The sequence below is a fragment of the Mucilaginibacter sp. OK283 genome (assembly GCF_900110415.1).
Taxonomy (GTDB): domain Bacteria; phylum Bacteroidota; class Bacteroidia; order Sphingobacteriales; family Sphingobacteriaceae; genus Mucilaginibacter.
In genome coordinates this window covers 17,599-36,789 of record NZ_FODR01000020.1, presented here as the reverse complement: position 1 = coordinate 36,789, position 19,191 = coordinate 17,599, and the positions used below count along the sequence as shown (strand labels likewise).

The following is a 19,191-nucleotide window of genomic DNA, read 5'->3' as shown; positions in this document are numbered from 1 at the left end:
TTTTTTATTTCAACATTAAGTGTAGCTTACACAATTAAACTAAAACCAGTTGAACCTAAAATTCGTGGCCGTAATGGTTTCATGCCGATTTGTAAATTGGTAACTTGCGGTTATGTTATTGTGTGTTATTGGGCAGTATGGAGTGTAGTTGACGCCTGATTTTTTATGAAGAAAATAATTATACTATTTGCTTTACTGATTTTTGCGCTTTGGGGTTATGCCCAATCACCTATAAAAAATAAGGTGCTTAAATATTCGTTAAAAGATGGGCTTTCTTTTGGCATCGTAAATAGTATTACGCAGGATAATAAAGGGTTTATGTGGTTTGCCACCAATGAGGGGCTTAACCGTTTTGATGGTACCACCTTTAAGGTTTTCAGATCTCGCCAGGGCGATTCAACTTCATTGGCAAGCAACTTTGTACAAAGTATAATTTTAGGAAAACAGGGATATATCTGGGTTTCGTCCAGGAGCGGCCTGAGCAGGCTTGATACCCGTACCGAAAAATTCTCGCATTATAAATTCACGTATGGCAATAATGTTAAAAATGCCGTAAACAACATTGCCAAAAGTACCAACGGTAATCTTTGGATAGCATCATATGGCGTAGGCTTTTCCTATTTTAATACGCAAACGTTAAAATTTAAAAATTACAACAGCAAGTCGCTGCCGGGGTTGTCAAGTTACCGGATAACCGCCTTGCTCGAAGATTCAAAAGGTTTGCTCTGGTTAGGTACAGATAATGCCGGTATCAATATAGTTAATCAAAAAAATGGCGTAGTTGCCAATAAGGCAAACCTGCCTGTGCCTATAAACAACTTTATGGTTGGGCGCATAAACGATATTTTCGAAGATCATTTTCACAATGTATGGATAGCTACAGGCAAGGGTATTATATATTATAACCGCGATAAAAACATGTTTTCGCAATTGCAAACTGCCCAGCCTGCTTTTAAAAATAAAAGATATTTATCCATAATTGAAGATGGCAGTAACCAGTTGCTGGTTGGCTTACAGGATGGCGGCGTGTACAAGGTTTTGACAGACCGGGACCCAACGTCAATAAATTTTTCGCTTTTGCCAATTACCGGCGATGATGATCATCACATAACACAACGTTCTGTTCAAACCCTGTTTATAGATAAGGACAAAAATACCTGGCTTGGCACCTATGATGATGGTATTGGAATGATAAGTAATATCAAGGCGCGGTTTACCAATATCCAAAAGAAAAGGGTTGAGAAAAGTGGCGAAAGTTGGGTCCGGTTTTACGGAATGTGCCAGGACGGCGATGGCTATTTATGGCTTGGTACCGATGGCGACGGTATTTTTAAAATGCGGACCGATGGAAGCCTGGTTAAACAATACAAAGCCAACAACCGCCCTGGAGGCCTTACGGATAGCGCTTTTTTGTACGGCTATACGGATAGGAATAAGAATGTTTGGTTTGGCACTTATGCACGGGGGCTTTTTTTATACAATAAAAAAACAGACTCGTTCACAAACTTTAGCCATGACGCAGCAGATAATAAAAGTATCGGGGGGAATGATGTAAGAGCTATTTACCAGGATATACATAAAAATTTGTGGGTTGGTACCAACGGAGGTGGGTTGAGCCTTTTTAATCCTGCTACCAAAACGTTTACCAATTACACCCCGGCCAACAGTGGCTTTGGGTCATATGACGTACGGGCCATAGCCGAAGACGAAAAAGGGAATTTGTTTGTAGGTACCTATGGTAATGGATTGATATACTATGATGTTGCGCAAAAAAAGTTTTCGCGGCTGTTTAAGGATGATGCCGAAAAAAGGAATTTCCCGAGCCAGATCATTTTTTCACTTTATCCTGATAAGAAAAATCAATTATGGATAGGTACCGAAGGCGATGGACTGATTGTGTATAATCTTAAGTCAAAAACGTTTAAAAAATTCAATGAAAAAAACGGACTGGCAAACAATACCATAAATGCTATAAAAGAAGCAGGTAATGGCACGGTTTGGATTAGCACCAACCAGGGTTTATCATGTATTGACACTTATACCAATAAAATAATCAACTACGATAAATCGGATGGATTACAATCAGGGCAATTTAATGCCGGGTCGGTTGTAATGGATACCGTGGGTAAACTGATGTATTTTGGCGGAACTGAAGGGCTTAATATTTTCGATCCCGAAAAAGTAAATCAAAATCATTACAAATCGCCGATAATGATAACCGGTTTGCAGATTTTTGATAAGCAGATAGAGGTAGGCATCCAGGGCAAGGACGAAACCGTATTATCAAAAACCATTAGTGAAACTGCTCTACTTACGCTTCAGCCAGACCAATCGGTGTTTTCAATTCAATACACTGCTTTAAATTATGTTTATCCTCAAAAAGGCAATTTTGCGTATCGGCTGGATGGGCTTGATAAATCATGGAACTATGTGGGTAACCAGCGGTCGGCAACCTATCGTTACCTGGGGGCCGGCGATTATGTTTTTAAGGTAAAAGCAGCCGACCAGGACGGTATCTGGATGGATGACTATGCAACATTGCATATAAAAATTTTGCCGCCATGGTACAAAACATGGTGGGCTTATTTATGCTACCTGGCTACAATAGGAGTTATTATTTATTACTATATACAATATAGGGCCAACCAGTCGAAGCTAAAATATGATATTAAAATAGCTCAGCTCTCGGCCGAAAAAGATAAAGAGCTGAATGAGCGGAAGCTTTCGTTTTTTACTAACATATCCCACGAGTTCAGAACACCGCTAACCTTAATTATTAACCCCGTAAAGGATATGTTGTTTGGTCCGGCAGATAAGGGCGATGTGGGCAACCTGCACATTGTTTACAGGAATGCGAGGCGGCTATTAAGCCTTGTTGACCAGTTACTGCTGTTCAGAAAAGCAGAAAGCGATACCGATAAACTAAAATTAGTTAAGCTAAATATTGTAAACCTATGCCGCGAAGTTTTTTTATGCTTTAACCACCAGGCCAAAACAAAACAAATACAGTTTGATTTTATAAGCCAAACAGACGCGATTGAAATATTTGCCGACCGCGAGAAGATAGAGATTGTTTTGTTTAATTTGATATCAAACGCCCTTAAGTTTACACCGGAGCGCGGCGCTGTAAGCTGTACGGTAATAAACGAAGCCGACAACGTAAGGATTGAGATACGTGACAACGGCTGCGGCATAACCGAAGGCACGGGCGAGCAACTATTTAACAGGTTTTACCAGGTTGAAAATGCTGCCCCCATGGCAGGTGGGTTTGGTATTGGCTTGTACCTGGTTAAAGTGTTTGTTGAAAACCATAAGGGTAAAATTGCTTATGAAAGTAAACCCGGTAGCGGCACCGTTTTCAATATTTGTTTATTAAAGGGGAAAGCCCATTTTGGGCAGCAATTTGTTTTTGAGGATGTTGCTGAAACCTCTGTTTTTTTAGATGAACTGATAGAAAATAAAGGGGAGTTAACACCGGATGCCCCAGGTGGTAAACAGGCAAAAGCCAAAAATGCCGATCTGCTGAGCTCTGATACCAAAACCATGCTGCTTATAGAAGATAATCAGCAAATCCGCGATTACCTTAAGCAAATATTTAATGATGACTTTGAGATTTTTGAGGCGGACAATGGTACAGATGGGCTTGCGCTGGTTTATCAGCTTGTGCCGGATATTGTTATCAGCGATGTAATGATGCAGGGTTTAAGCGGTATCGAAGTTTGCCATAGGGTGAAGGAAGATCCTATTTTAAATCACATACCGGTAATTTTGTTAACAGCAAGTTCATCTGCCGAGATAAAATTAAAAGGGATTGAAGGCGGTGCCGACGATTATATTACAAAGCCATTTGAAAAAGAAATATTGATAGCCCGTGTTAACGGCATTTTGAAAAGCAGGAACAACCTGCAAAAATACTTTTATAACGAGATAACCCTCAAATCAAACGATCTGAAGATATCGCAGGAATACAAAGAGTTTTTAGAAAAGTGCCTGGTTATTGTAGAACGACATTTAACCGACCCCGAGTTCAGTATAAAAACACTGGCTGCCGAAATAGGGATGAGCCACTCCAATTTGTACCGGCGTATTAAGTCTATTTCGGGGCAATCGGCCAATAGTTTTATCCGGTTTATCCGGTTAAGGAAGGCCGCCGAGATCCTGTTAACTACCGATAGCACCATTTATGAAACCGCCTATAAAGTGGGCCTAAATGACCTTAAATATTTCAGGGAACAGTTTCATAAGCTGTTTGGAGTAAACCCGTCAGATTACATCAAGAAATACCGAAAACCATTCCATAATAATTACAACGTAAACCGCGATGTAATTAAAGAAAATTGATGGTGATTAATTTACCCCCTAAGCAAAACCCACTTAAATCACGTATTTAAGCGGGTTTTGCTTATTTACCCCCTATTTAATTGAGAATTTACCCCTCACTCAATTTTGCTATTTAACCCCATTTTGGCCTTACCAATTAACCGGAGATAAATCGTAATTCATTACCGGCCATTTTAATAACATGTAAAAAGCTTTGTAAAATCATGAGTTTACGCGGCTTGATGCAGCTGTTTTAATTGCCCGGAAAATGCGTTCGATCGACATCCTGAATTTAGAAAACCCAGTAAAATATGAAATCAAATTTACACGTAAAGCATTCCCCTCACCGGAAAAGATTACCCCGGCTTTTCTTATTAGCCACAAGTATGGCCATTGCTTGTTTAACTACTACTGCAATACCAACCCAGGTATATGCGGGAGTTAAAAACGTTAACAAGCAAGACCTTAAAATAAGCGGTGTTGTAACCGACGAAAAAGGTGAAACCCTGCCAGGCGTATCAGTAACTTTAAAAGGTACTACTACCGGTGTTATTACCGACATTAACGGTAAGTTTACACTAAACGTGCCCGATGCTTCGGCCACATTAGTTTTTACCTATATCGGTTATACCAGGCAGGAGGTACCCGTTAACGGCCAAACAATTATCAACGTAAAATTAGAGGCCGATGCAAAATCACTAAACGAAGTTGTGGTTGTCGGTTACGGCACACAAAAGAAAGCTACATTAACCGGTTCTATTTCCCAGGTTAAGGGCTCGGAATTGGTTAAAAGCCCGCAGCCCAACCTTTCAAACGCATTAGCCGGAAGATTCTCAGGCGTTATTGTTAACAACCGCAGCGGCGAGCCTGGATACGATGGATCAAACATCACCATTCGTGGTTTGGCTACTACCGGAAGCAACAACGTGCTAATAGTGGTTGACGGCGTGCCAGGCCAGATAGGTGGTTTGGAAAGGCTTGATCCTAATGACATCGAAAGTATGTCGGTGTTGAAGGATGCATCGGCGGCCATATACGGTAACAGGGCGGCAAATGGTGTTATCCTGGTTACCACTAAACGTGGTAAATCGGGTAAGCCAACCATTAACTACAGCTTTAACCAGGGCTTCAGTTCGCCAACGCGTTTGCCAAAAATGGCCGATGCTGCAACTTATGCCCAAATCATGAACGAGATAAGCCTTGACTCGAATCCTGGCGGAGGCCCAAACCAGTCATACTCGGCAGACCAGATCCAGAAATTTAAAGACGGTTCAGATCCATTAAATTACCCTAATACCGATTGGGAAAAGCAAACACTTAAAAGCACTGCCTTACAAAATCAGCATAGTCTTTCGGTTGCCGGTGGTAGCGAAGATGTAAAATACTTTGTTTCGCTGGGTACTATTTACCAGGATGGCTTATACAAAAATGGTGTTACCAAATATCACCAGTATAATTTCCGTTCAAATATTGATGCTAATGTTACCAAACGTTTAAAAGTAGGCTTGTCACTTTCAGGCAGGGAAGAAGACAGGCAGTTTCCTGAAGTAGGCGCCGGCGACGTATTCCGTTCTGTGTACCGCGCAAAACCTATTGTTGCAGCCTACTATCCAAACGGATTGCCAACAACAGGTATCGAAAACAACAACCCGGCCGTTCAGGTAACCGATATTGGTGGTGTTAACAATAATCCCACCCAGGTGTTTAACGGTATTTTAAAGGGCAGCTACGCACTTCCGGGTATTGAAGGTTTGTCTTTGGATGGTTTCTTTTCTGTTGATAAATCATATGCGTTTGACAAAAACTTCAGTAAGCCTTATATTCTGTACAGCTATGATGCCAATGCAAAAACTTACAACAAAAATGTGGTTGGCGGTAATAACAACGCTCCAACACTGTTTGAGTCGCAAACCAACCAGGCATTACTTACCTCAAACATTAAGCTGAATTATGTACGCAAATTTGGCAAGCACGATGTAAATGCTTTTGTTGGTTATGAGCAAAGTAAAAATCACCTTGAATATTTTGATGCCACGCGCTACAACTATTTATCATCACAACTGCCCGAGCTTTCACAGGGTGGCAGTGCCGCAACAGATTACCTGAACTCGGGCTATAGCTCAAACTATAACCGTCGTAGTGTAATAAGCCGTTTAGCATATGCCTTTGATGAAAAATACTTATTTGAAGGCCAGCTTCGTGCTGATGGTAGTTCGATATTCCCTTCTGGCAAGCAATGGGGTTATTTCCCATCGGCATCGGTAGGATGGAGGATCACCAAAGAAAATTGGTTTAAAGATAATGTTAGCTTTTTTGATGATCTAAAACTAAGGGCATCGTACGGTTCGTTAGGTAACGACAACGTAAACGGCTTCCAGTATTTTGACAATTATGTTTTGGTTAACAACGGTTTTGTAGCCAGCGTTCCGGGCAGCGGGTCAAATACCATTCAGCCAAACGTTAACCTGGTAAAACTGGCTAACCCTAACATTACCTGGGAAGTTGCCAAAAAGCTGGATATTGGTGTAAATGCTACATTCCTGCACGACTTTACAGTTGAGGCCATATACTTTAAACAAAAACGTTCTGACATCCTTGCTGCAAGGAACGCGTCGTTGCCAGGTACTTCGGGTATCGTAAATCCATACGGTTCTGATCCTTTGGTTCCGTCGGAAAATATTGGTAAAGTAAACAGCGAAGGTTTTGAGGCAACCCTCGGCTACAACCACACCAGCAATAAATTTAGCTGGGGTATAAGCGGTAACGTAACCTATGCTAAAAGCAAAATCATTTTTATCGATGAAGCCAGTGGCGCTATAAGTTATCAGCGCCAAACCGGCAGGCCTTTGAACACCTACCTGCTTTACAATGCCATAGGTATTTTCCGTACCCAGGCAGATCTTGACAGTTATCCGCATGTTACAGGCGCCAAAATTGGCGACTTAAAATACCAGGACTTTAACGGCGACGGCCAAATAAATGCCGACGACCAAACACGCACCAAATATGGTAACATCCCACAAATTACTTATGGATTTACGCTGAACGCGGCTTACAGTAATTTTGATCTTTCGGTATTGTTTTCAGGCCAGGCGCAGGTTAGCCAATATGTTTTACCTGAATCGGGAAGCATTGGTAACTTTTACAGCAGCTGGGCCGATAACAGGTTTAGCGCCTCGAATCCAAACGGAACCTATCCAAGGGTAACAGATCGTGCATCTAACGCTATCAGCGGTGGTCAGTACAACAGTACGTTTTGGCTTAATGATGCTTCGTTCTTCAGGTTGAAAAACGTTCAGTTAGGTTATAATTTCAATACAGCTTTCCTTTCAAAAATTAAATTAGGCGGCTTAAGGGTGTATGCAAGCGCGTTCAACTTGTTCACCATCACCAAGGTGAAGGATTATGACCCTGAAGGAACCAGTGGCAGCGGTCAGTTTTATCCGCAGCAGCGAATTATCAACTTAGGTGCAAACGTTAAATTTTAATTAGAACAGATCATGAAATTACAATATAAAACCCCGCTATATTTCATCGTATGCGGCATGCTGTTCACAACGGCATGTAAAAAAGACCTTTTAAATGTGCAACCTACAGACAGGATTGCTACATCGGCCATTCAATCGGATACAGCTGTTTTCGAGGCTTATGTAACCAATCGTTATATCGGTGCCAAGTTACAGGATAAAGAGGGCGACGGATCAAACCCCGGTTTTGGCCGCGGTTTTGAGTACAGTATGTGGAGCTCACTTACAGATGAATCTATTTACAATAATGATGACGCTACGTGGCTCATACAGCGCGGACAATTGGCCCCCGAAAATTTAGGTGGAGCAGGCGTGCTTTGGGCCCGGAGTTACCGTAGTATAAGGGAATGTAACTATGCTTTAAGCATTTTACCAAACCTGCCTTTAAGCGCCGGGCATAAAACACATATTGAAGGTGAGTTGAAATTTATCAGGGCTTTCCGTTACCAGGACCTTATCCGCAACTATGGCGGGGTAGTGCTAATGGGCGACAAGGTGGTAAATCTGGGTGATAATTTGCAGGATCCATCCCTATTCAAAAGAGCAACCATTAAAGAAAGCATTGATTATGTTACAGCTCAGCTTGATGATGCCGCTGCTAAGCTTCCTTTAAATAATGACGGAACCTGGTTGTTAGGCCGTGCTACCAAAGGTGCTGCATTGGCTTTAAAATCACGACTAAAGCTCTATGCTGCAAGTCCGTTGTATAATGCCGGCACATGGGCCGATGCTGCAACAGCGGCACAAGCGGTTATCAGCTTAAATAAATACGGTATTTATTCAGGCGGTTATGATAACATGTTTTTGGTTAACGAAACCAACGAGGTGATTTTTGAGCGTCTGTACACCAAAAATGCCAACCATACCCACATGGAAATTGCCAACGGGCCAAATGGCTATGGAGGTTGGGCTGGTAATACGCCGCTGCAAAACTTAGTTGATGATTATGAGATGGATAATGGTAAAGCAATTACCGATCCTGCATCCGGATACGATCCTACTCATCCTTATGATCATCGTGACCCAAGGTTTGATGCAACTGTATTACACAACGGATCCCCATACAGAGAGCGTACTGTTGAAGCATTTATTCCAGGTGGAAAAGACAGTAAAGATGGCGATAGCAACTGGAATACCACTAAAACAGGTTACTATTTACGCAAATATATGGACGATGCTTACCCGCTTCAAAACCCATGGGGCAATGCCGGGTTCCATCCATGGATATATTTCCGTTACGCCGAAATCCTGCTGAACTTTGCCGAAGCAGCCAACGAAGCTTACGGAGCCGATGTTATTCCGGCTGGTTCAACCATGTCGGCAAGGCAGGCCATCAATATGATCAGGGCAAGGCCGGGTGTTAATATGCCTGCATTGGCCGCCGGATTAAACCAATCACAAATGCGCGATGCTGTTAGATACGAAAGGCGTGTTGAGCTGGCATTTGAAGAACATCGTTTTTATGATGTACGCCGTTGGAAAATTGCCGATGTTACCGAAAACAAGCCGGCGGGAGGTGTAATAATCACCAAAAATGCCAATGGTACATTTTCATATACGCCTAAAGTGGCATTGGATGGGCGCAGTTTCCAAACCAAACATTATTGGTTGCCAATACCACGCACCGAGATCCAGGCATCTGGAGGTCAGTTACAGCAAAATGCAGGTTACTAAAAAGAGCATCACCTAAATCCTCTCCAAAGGAGAGGACTTAAAAAATGGGCTAATCAAGAACCCTCTCCTTTGGAGAGGGCAGGGTGAGGCTAAACAGAAGGGAGTATTACTTGCTCCCTTCTGTTTTAACGGGGCTAAAAAACTACATCAATCATGAAAAAAATATTTAGTTTACTAATCGCAGCGGGTATTTTAATAACCGGCTGTAAAAAAGATAATAGTCCTGCAACTCAACCTGTAAAAACAGAGGTGACCACTCCGGATAAGCCCCTCACTGTTGATTCAACCCCGGCAAGCGCGCTAAAAGGGGTTAACTGGGCTTGCGATGGTGATAACTTTAGCGATGGGATATTGGTTTTAAGCGGCCTGGCATCAACCGATAGTTATGCCACCGTATCGGCAAAGGCCGATGCTGTAATATCAGGCCTTCAAACCAACACAGGTGCAAATACGCTGCGGTTGCCGGTAAATTACCCAACAGTATCACAAACCTGGTGGAACTCCTATACAGGAGTAATTGATAAAGCCCTCAGCAAGGGTATGAACGTAATATTAGGTTGCTGGGAGTCAAAGTCGGCTGCGGATGGGGTAATAGATAATACAACCCAGTTTTGGTCTATGTGGCAAACCATCGTCAATAAATATGGCAGCAACACACACGTTTACTTCGAGATATTTAACGAGCCTCATGGTTATACCTTAAGCGCGTGGACAACCATTTGCGCGCAATGGCTAAGCAATTATCCATCCATACCACAAGGCCGCATTTTGGTTAGCGGAACTTCCTACTCGCAGGATATTACCGGCGTTGGGGCCGATAGCCGTTTTAGTGGTTGCTTGTTATCTATACATGATTATACTTTTTTCAGCAACGGCACCAACACCACTGCCGCGCAATGGGAAAGCAGGCTGCGGGGCAATATCGGCAGCTACAGCAGCCGAGCGGTATTAACCGAGTTTGGCGTACCCATGACGGGTGGTAAAAATTACACCGGCGCCATAGGCGGCGATCAGGAAATTGCGTACCTGCAGGGCTTAACCAACCAGGTACGGGCATTTGGCATGGGCAGCGTTTACTGGCCTGGCATCCGCACCGGTGATAGCTACGCCATGGAAACTTTGGGCGGTACAGGTACAAGCCTTACCGTTTCAAACACCAATGCTTCGGGTTTAAGCCGGCTAAAATATGGCTGGGGCGTGGGCGCAGGTGGTACCGATACCTTTTACCCAACAGCTTACTACCGTTTGTTAAACGTCAACAGCGGTTCGGCTTTAGATGTAAATGGCTCGTCGACAGCTAATGGGGCGGGTATTATACAATGGCCGCAAAACGGAGGCAATAACCAGCAATGGATAATAACCAGCAATGGCGGCGGATACTACAAAGTAACCAACCGTAACAGTACACTGGCACTTGATGTTAACAGCGCCTCAACCGCCAACGGCGCAAGCATTATTCAGTGGCCGTGGAATGGCGGCAATAACCAACAGTGGCAGTTTACAGCCGTAACCGATGGCGTTTACAAAGTAATTAACCGCAATAGCGGGCTTGTGTTGGATGTTAATGGCGGCGTAACCACCAATGGTGCCGGCATTATTCAGTGGCCATGGAATGGCGGTAATAACCAGCAATGGCAAATTGTACAACAGTAAATTTTAAGTTCTGAGTCTTGAATGTTGAGTTCTGAATTTTGAGTAATGAGTATTTGGTCTTAAGCCGCAAATTTGATTTGTTGTTTTTTGACTCGATACTCATAACTCAACACTTTAAACAAAAAATAATACGGTTACTAAACATGAATATTAAAAACGTCATCTGCTTTTTTTTACTGGTAACGCTTCCGGTGGCTTTGTTTGCGCAAGATAAATCCAGGCCGATATTGTTTAATTCGGGATGGGGGTTCCATAAAGGGGATATTACCAATGGCGATAAAGGCGGCGCAGCCGGTGTTTTATGGAAAGCCGTTGATTTGCCGCACGATTGGAGTATTGAAGGACCCTTTAGTGAGGACTGGGCCAGCGCCACGGGCTATTTACCCGGCGGCATAGGCTGGTACAAAAAGACATTTAATGCCGAAGCCGGATGGCAAGGCAAACAGGTTTACATTTATTTTGATGGCGTTTACAAAAACAGCGAAGTTTGGATAAACGGCCATTACCTGGGCAAGCGCCCCAACGGATTTATTCCGTTTCAGTATGAACTTTCAAAATACCTTAATTACAAGGGACAAAATATAGTAACTGTAAAGGCAGATCATAGTGAGTTTGCCGATTCAAGGTGGTATACCGGTTCTGGAATCTACCGCAACGTTTACCTGGTGGTTAAAAATTCGGTCCATGTGGATCTATGGGATGTGGCTTTTACTACGCCAAAAATATCTGCAGATAAAGCGGACATCAACGTAAAAGTAAACATCAGCAACGGCACAGCAACCCAGGCAGCTATCGGCATTAAAATAAACCTGGTTGATAAAGCAGGTAAGATTGCCGCAGCTATACAAAAGCAGGTTAAGGTAAAACCTGGCAAACACGAAACAAGTTTTGATGCCGAAGTATCGTCTCCCCGTTTATGGGATGTCGAACACCCGGAACTATACCAATTACAGGTACAGCTAAGCCGCAACGGCAAACAAATTGATGCTGTAAACCAGACGGTCGGCATCCGCAGCATTCGTTTTGATAAGGATAATGGTTTCTTTTTAAATGATAAAAGCACCAAACTGAAAGGCGTATGCATCCATGACGACGCAGGTGCTTTGGGCGTAGCCGTTCCGCGGGAAGTTTGGGTGCGCCGTTTAAAAATATTAAAAGACGCCGGCGTTAACTCACTGCGCCTTAGCCATAACCCTCACGCCGATTATTTATACGACTTGTGCGATAAAATGGGCTTTTTGGTAATGGATGAAGCCTTTGACGAGTGGGAACTGGGCAAAAATAAATGGGTTAAAGGGTGGAATGTAGGTACCCCTTCTAAAGATGGCTATCACGAATATTTTAAAGAATGGGCTACTCGCGATCTATCCGATATGGTATTACGTGCCCGCAACCATCCGTCCATTATTATGTGGAGTATTGGTAACGAAATTGATTACCCAAATGATCCATACACACACGAAGTATTAAACACAGGTAAAAATCCGCAGATTTATGGTAAAGGCTACCTGCCTGATCATCCTGCTGCAAGTGGGTTAACCGTAATTGCCAAACAGCTGGTTAAGGCTGTTAAGGCAATTGATACTACCCGCCCGGTTACTGCAGCGCTTGCGGGAGTAGTGATGTCGAACGAGGTAGGTTACCCGGAAGAACTTGATGTTGTAGGCTATAATTACCAGGAGTACCGTTATGCCGATGATCATAAAAAATATCCAAACCGCATTATTTATGGCAGCGAAAACGGCATGCAGCGCCAGGCCTGGACCGCGGTTGACAGTATCGAATACATATCTGCCCAATACCTTTGGACGGGGATTGATTACCTGGGCGAGGCCGGTAAATGGCCGCAGCGCAGTAATGGCGCCGGGCTTATTAACCTGGCAGGCTTTAAAAAGCCCGAATACTTTTACAGGCAAAGCCTTTGGGCTTATAAGCCGATGGTTTTTATTGGCGCCAAGCCTGTTACGCAACTGGAAGATAAAGGTATCTGGAGCCACAAAGCCATTGAGCCCGTATGGAACTGGCCGGCCGGCAGTAAAATAAGGGTTGATTGTTTTACCAATTGCCAGGAAACAGAATTGTTTTTAAATGGCAAATCGCTCGGTAAAATTTCACGCGTCGATGCTAAAGGCCAAATACCATCGTGGGCGGTTGATTATGAGCCGGGCGAACTACTGGTAAAAGGCTATAATAACGGAATTGAAGCAGCCAGCTACACTTTAAAAACAGCCGGTGAAGCTTCTGATATCAAAATAATTGCCGATGGCACAATATTTAACACCAAAACAAAAGGATTAAGCCAGGTAGAGGTACAGGTTACCGATAAAAATGGAGTCTTGGTAGCTAATGCCGACAATGAAGTTGTGGTAAAGCTAACCGGTCCCGCTAAATTACTGGGATTAGAAAGCGGGAGCACCACCAGTCATGAAAACTATCAGTCAAATACCCGCAAGGTTTTGAAAGGCCGCCTGTTGGCCTATATACAAATAACCGGCAAGCCGGGCAAAACCACCGTGCAGTTTAGCGCTGCCGGGCTTAAGTCTGCATCAATCACTTTAACCACAAAATAGCTTCTATCGTCAACCCTAATAAACAATTGCCTGCATTTTTTTAATTTATGAAATTTTTTAAACTATTAATTTTACCCGTTATTCTACTATGTGGCATCAGCGCGAATGCGCAAATAGCCAAACATACTTTTGCATTAACCGATAGCACATTTTTGCTGGATGGCAAGCTATTGCAAATTATATCCGGCGAAATGCATTACCCCCGCGTACCCCGCGAAGCCTGGCGCCAGCGTATGAAAATGGCAAAAGCAATGGGGTTAAACACAATAGGTACCTACGTTTTCTGGAATGTTCATGAACCCCAAAAAGGCCATTTTGATTTTACCGGTAACAATGATGTAGCTGCGTTTGTAAAAATGGCGAAGGAAGAAGGCTTGTGGGTTATTTTACGCCCAAGCCCGTACGTTTGCGCCGAATGGGAATTTGGCGGATATCCTTACTGGCTCGAAAAAGAAAAAGGCCTGGTAGTGCGCAGTAAAGAACCGACATATTTGAAAGAATATGAGCAATATATTAAAGAGGTGGGTAAACAGCTTGCCCCCTTACAGGTAAACCATGGCGGCAACGTTTTAATGGTGCAAATAGAAAATGAATACGGATCATATTCCAACGATAAAGATTATCTGGCGCTAAACCGTAAAATGTTTATCGACGCCGGTTTTGATGGACAGCTGTATACCTGCGACCCCGAGGCGGCTATTAAAGATGGGCACCTGCCCGGCTTATTACCGGCAATTAACGGTGTCGATGATGTGGCAAAAGTAAAAAGGTTGATTAAAGAAAACCACGATGGTAAAGGCCCGTTCTTTATTGCCGAATGGTACCCTGCCTGGTTTGATTGGTGGGGAACAAAACACCATACCGTACCTGCAGAAAAATACCTGGGTAAATTAGACTCGGTTTTGTCCGCAGGGCTTTCTATCAACATGTACATGTTTCATGGTGGTACAACCCGTGGCTTCATGAACGGCGCCAACTACAACGACAAGGATCCCTATGAGCCGCAAATTAGCAGCTATGACTATGATGCCCCGTTAAATGAGGCTGGTAATGCTACCGATAAATATAACAAGTTTAGAGAGGTAATCAAGAAACACCTTCCGGCCGGCCAAACACTGCCTGATGTACCAGCTGCCAAACCGGTTATGAACCTTCCGGCCGTTAAGCTCACGCAAACAACAGGTTTGTTTGATATACTGCCAGCTGCCAAACTTAGCAAAACACCCTTAACTTTTGAAGATCTTAACCAGGCCTATGGTTTTGTTTTGTACCGTACTACCATCAATGGTGGTAAAAAAGGTATCATCAAAGTAAATGGTCTGCGCGATTATGGGATTGTATTTGTAAACGGCAAACGCGTAGGTATCCTGGACAGGAGGCTGAAACAGGATAGCCTGTTAGCTAATTTGCCAAAAGGAAAAATACAACTGGATATCCTGGTCGAAAATCTGGGCCGTATCAATTTTGGGCCTTATTTATTGAAGAATACCAAGGGTATAACCGAAAATGTAACTTTTGCGGGAACCGAAATAACCAACTGGAAAATGTTTGGTTTACCGTTTGACGATATCAGCAAAATAAAGCCCAAAGCAGGCAAACTAAGGGCAAATGAGCCGGTAATTAAAACTGGAACTTTTAAACTGGCCGAAGTTGCCGATACCTATTTGGATATGAGTAAATGGGGTAAAGGCGTGGTTTGGGTAAACGGACATAACTTAGGGCGTTATTGGAATAACGGGCCGCAACAAACATTATATTTACCTGCCGAGTGGTTGAAAAAAAGTAACAATAATATTGTAGTTTTAGAACTGATTAAACCGTCGGTAAATGTGATAGACGGGTTGGATAAACCAATTCTTGACCAGCTTCAGTAACTCATCAAATGTTAAAAATATCAGGTAAGCAAAGCAGGCAAAAGCAGGGGTATCTCCTGGTATTGCTTGCTTTTATTGTTTTGGCAGGTTGTAAATCGTCATCCAGCGCCGATAAGCCAGGTGATACATTGTTTCGTTTGCTAAAACCAGAAGAAACCCATGTCGATTTCAGCAATACTTTAACCGAAGGCTTAAATACCAACGTGTTAATGTATGAGTATTTTTATAACGGTGGAGGGGTCGCCATTGGCGATCTGAACGGCGATGGCTTACAAGACTTGTACTTTACTGGTAACATGACCGATAATAAATTGTATTTGAACAAAGGTCATTTACAGTTTACCGATGTTACCGCCGCTGCAGGCGTGGCAGGGCGCCCAGGCCCCTGGAAAACGGGTGTAAGTTTGGTTGACATTAATGGCGACGGAAAAATTGATATTTACGTTTGCTATTCGGGGAAATTAAGCGCCGAAAAAAGAGTTAATGAGCTGTTTATAAACCAGGGGAATGATAGTAACGGCACGCCGGTATTTAAAGAAATGGCGGCAGATTATGGTCTCAATTTTCCTTCTTTTAGCACACAGGCCTATTTTTTTGATTATGACAGAGATGGCGACCTGGATATGTTACTGGTAAACCACAATCCTAAACGCCCAAATAGCATTGATGAGATTACCATAAGCAGTCTCATGAGTAAAACCGACCTTGAGTCGGGCATTAGGTTGTTCCGCAATGATAACGGACATTTTCAGGATATAACCAGCGAGTCGGGTATTGTAAACACTTCGTTATCGTATGGCTTGGGCGCAGGTATTGCCGATATTAATGGTGATGGCTACCCCGACATATACATATCCAATGATTACAATGTGCCGGATAGGCTGTACCTCAATAATAAAAATGGCAAATTTACCGACGAACTGCCCAGGCAACTGGGACACACGTCGTTTTCATCAATGGGTAACGATGTAGCAGATATTAATAATGACCTTAGCCCCGATATCTACACATTGGATATGCTGCCGGAAGATAACAAAAGGCAAAAAATGTTATTCGCATCGGATAATTACGAAGCTTTTAATCTTAACCTTAAAGTTGGTTTTTACTACCAGTATATGCGTAATATGTTGCATATGAATAATGGTAACAACACATTCAGCGAAATTGGGCAACTATCCGGAATATCGAATACCGATTGGAGCTGGGCTCCCTTATTTGCAGATTATGACAACGACGGCTGGAAAGATCTTTTTGTAAGCAACGGTTATACCCGCGATTACACCAACATGGATTTTTTGAAATATGCCGGCGATAAATTAAGCGACAGGCGTGTAATGCGGCAGGATCTTTTGAACCTGGTTAGCCAAATGCCATCGTCGGAAGTAAAGAGTTACTTTTTCAAAAATAACGCTGATCTTACTTTTACCAACACAAGCGCACAATGGGGGATAACCCAACCATCAAACAGCAATGGCGCCGCATACGCCGACCTGGATAACGATGGCGACCTTGACCTGGTGATTAACAATGTGAATAAGCCGGCATTCATCTACGAAAACCAGTCGGTACAGCAAAATAAAAATCATTACCTGTCGGTACGGCTAAAAGGGTCAAATAAAAACACCGAGGGTATTGGCGCAAAAGTTATAATTTATGCAGCCGATAAAAAGCAATATCTTGAACAAATGCCCACCCGTGGGTATGAATCTACTGTATCGGCGGTATTGCATTTTGGCTTAGGCAGCGCTAAGGAACTGGATTCGCTACACATTATATGGCAAAGCGGTAAGGCGCAGGTAGTTAAAAATATCAAATCAAACCAAATTATTACACTATCCGAAAAAGACGCCACGGCGCCTTATATCGAGCAAAATATAATAAAACCTTTATTTACCGAAGTGCCATCCCCGGTCAAATATCATAGCGCCATGAGCCTGGTTAATGATTTTAAACGACAGCCCTTGCTGGTTAATCCGCTATCTTACAACGGTCCATGCATGGCCAAGGCCGATGTAAATCACGATGGGCTGGAGGATGTTTACGTAGGCGGCGACAACGGTAGCCCCGGTGCCTTATATCTTCAGCAAAAAAACGGTGGTTTCACATTGAAAAAAGAAATTGCTTTTGAATCCCGTAAAACCAGTACCGATGCTGCCACGGTTTTTTTTGATGCCAATAACGATGGTAAGCCCGATTTATATGTGTGCGCCGGTGGGTACCACAATTATATGCCCGATGATGCCGCTTTACAAGATAGGTTATATATAAATGATGGTTCGGGGAATTTTACAGAATCAACTAATGCACTGCCTAAAATGAAAAGCAGCAAAAGCTGTGTTAAAGTGGCCGATATTAATGGCGATGGCTACCCCGATTTGTTTGTCGGCGGCAGGGTAATACCAGGCCGGTACCCCGAGGCGCCCGAAAGTTATGTGCTGCTAAATGATGGTAAAGGCCATTTTACAGATGCCACAACAAAATTAAATCCTGCTTTGAAAAGGATAGGGATGGTTACTGATGCCGCCTGGGTAGACATGAATGGCGACAACAAGCCCGATCTGGTGGTAGTTGGCGAATGGATGCCAATAACCGTTTTTGAAAACAACAACGGTAAACTCACCGATGCCACCGCTAAGTATTTTGACAAAAAATACGCTGGCTGGTGGAATTGTTTAACCGTGAGCGACGTTAACCACGACGGTCACCCAGATATCATTGCCGGTAACATGGGCCTCAATACACAATGCAAAGCAACCGACAAAGAGCCGGCCGAAATGTATTATAAAGATTTTGACGACAACGGATCAATTGACCCCATACTATGTTTTTACATTCAGCATAAAAGTTACCCTTATGTTAGCCGCGATGAAATGCTTGACCAGATTAGCATGATGCGTGGCCGGTTCCCGGACTATAACAGTTATGCTGATGCAACTATTGACAAGATTTTTACCCCCGAAGAAATGAAAGGAGCTGGGCACCTGTCGGCAAATTGCCTGTCAACCATGTGCTTTGTAAGTAACAACAAGGGTAAACTACACCCAATAGCCTTGCCATTGCAGGCACAGTACGCGCCTGTGTTTACTATAACTACGTTGGACTATGACAAAGATGGGCAGGTTGATCTTTTATTGTGCGGAAATATTAACCATGCAAGGGTAAAGTTTGGTAAGTACGACGCCAACTATGGAGTATTACTCAAAGGAAATAGCAACGGAACATTTAACTATTTGCCTCAGCAAAAATCCGGGTTTAAATTACCCGGCGATGTAAGGGCGGTTTTAAAAGTAAATGATTTGTATTTGTTTGGAATTAACGGCGTGGGTGTAAAAGCATACCGATAATAGCTGTTGATTTATTTCCGACACCGTTACATATATATATACACAGACGAATCCCGGATGCTACTTGCACCCGGGATTTGCTTGTTTAAAGAAGTAATTGTTTAGCCTTCGGCGCTAATCGACCCAATGTGCTCCGGCTGACTCAAAAAGATATATCATTTAAGAAAACAGATAGGCGAAGCAGACAGTTGAGGTTGCCGGTTTTATTTTAATGATTTAAAATAGCTGA

General features: G+C 43.1%; 7 protein-coding genes. All 7 read left to right on the top strand.

All coding sequences use genetic code 11. The annotated features are described in order from the left end of the window. Positions 1-165 precede the first annotated feature (165 nt). The 7 genes from BMX56_RS28365 to BMX56_RS28335 all read left to right on the top strand — a co-directional run bounded on the left by BMX56_RS28365 (position 166) and on the right by BMX56_RS28335 (position 18,962). Positions 166-4,341, top strand: coding sequence for a hybrid sensor histidine kinase/response regulator transcription factor (locus tag BMX56_RS28365; protein WP_090653097.1), 4,176 nt, complete (start codon positions 166-168; stop codon positions 4,339-4,341). A gap of 290 nt (positions 4,342-4,631) precedes the next feature. Beyond that, positions 4,632-7,808 carry a SusC/RagA family TonB-linked outer membrane protein gene (locus tag BMX56_RS28360; RefSeq protein WP_218152507.1) on the top strand — a complete coding sequence of 1,059 codons (3,177 nt, stop codon included), beginning with the start codon at positions 4,632-4,634 and terminating at the stop codon, positions 7,806-7,808. A 12-nt stretch (positions 7,809-7,820) separates the two neighbouring features. After that, positions 7,821-9,521, top strand: a complete 1,701-nt coding sequence (locus BMX56_RS28355; RefSeq protein ID WP_090653095.1) for a RagB/SusD family nutrient uptake outer membrane protein — start codon at positions 7,821-7,823, stop codon at positions 9,519-9,521. 153 nt (positions 9,522-9,674) lie between these two features. Further along, the gene (locus BMX56_RS28350; RefSeq protein WP_090653094.1) at positions 9,675-11,174 is read left to right on the top strand and encodes an RICIN domain-containing protein; all 1,500 of its coding nucleotides are present in this window, start codon (positions 9,675-9,677) and stop codon (positions 11,172-11,174) included. Between the two features lie 143 nt (positions 11,175-11,317). After that, positions 11,318-13,744 carry a glycoside hydrolase family 2 TIM barrel-domain containing protein gene (locus BMX56_RS28345; RefSeq protein ID WP_090653093.1) on the top strand — a complete coding sequence of 809 codons (2,427 nt, stop codon included), beginning with the start codon at positions 11,318-11,320 and terminating at the stop codon, positions 13,742-13,744. Between the two features lie 47 nt (positions 13,745-13,791). Then, a complete protein-coding gene (locus tag BMX56_RS28340) occupies positions 13,792-15,618 on the top strand; it encodes a glycoside hydrolase family 35 protein (protein ID WP_090653092.1) in 1,827 nt (608 codons plus the stop codon). 8 nt (positions 15,619-15,626) lie between these two features. Beyond that, positions 15,627-18,962: a VCBS repeat-containing protein gene (locus tag BMX56_RS28335; RefSeq protein WP_090653091.1), complete on the top strand. Its 3,336-nt coding sequence runs from the start codon at positions 15,627-15,629 to the stop codon at positions 18,960-18,962. Positions 18,963-19,191 lie beyond the last annotated feature (229 nt).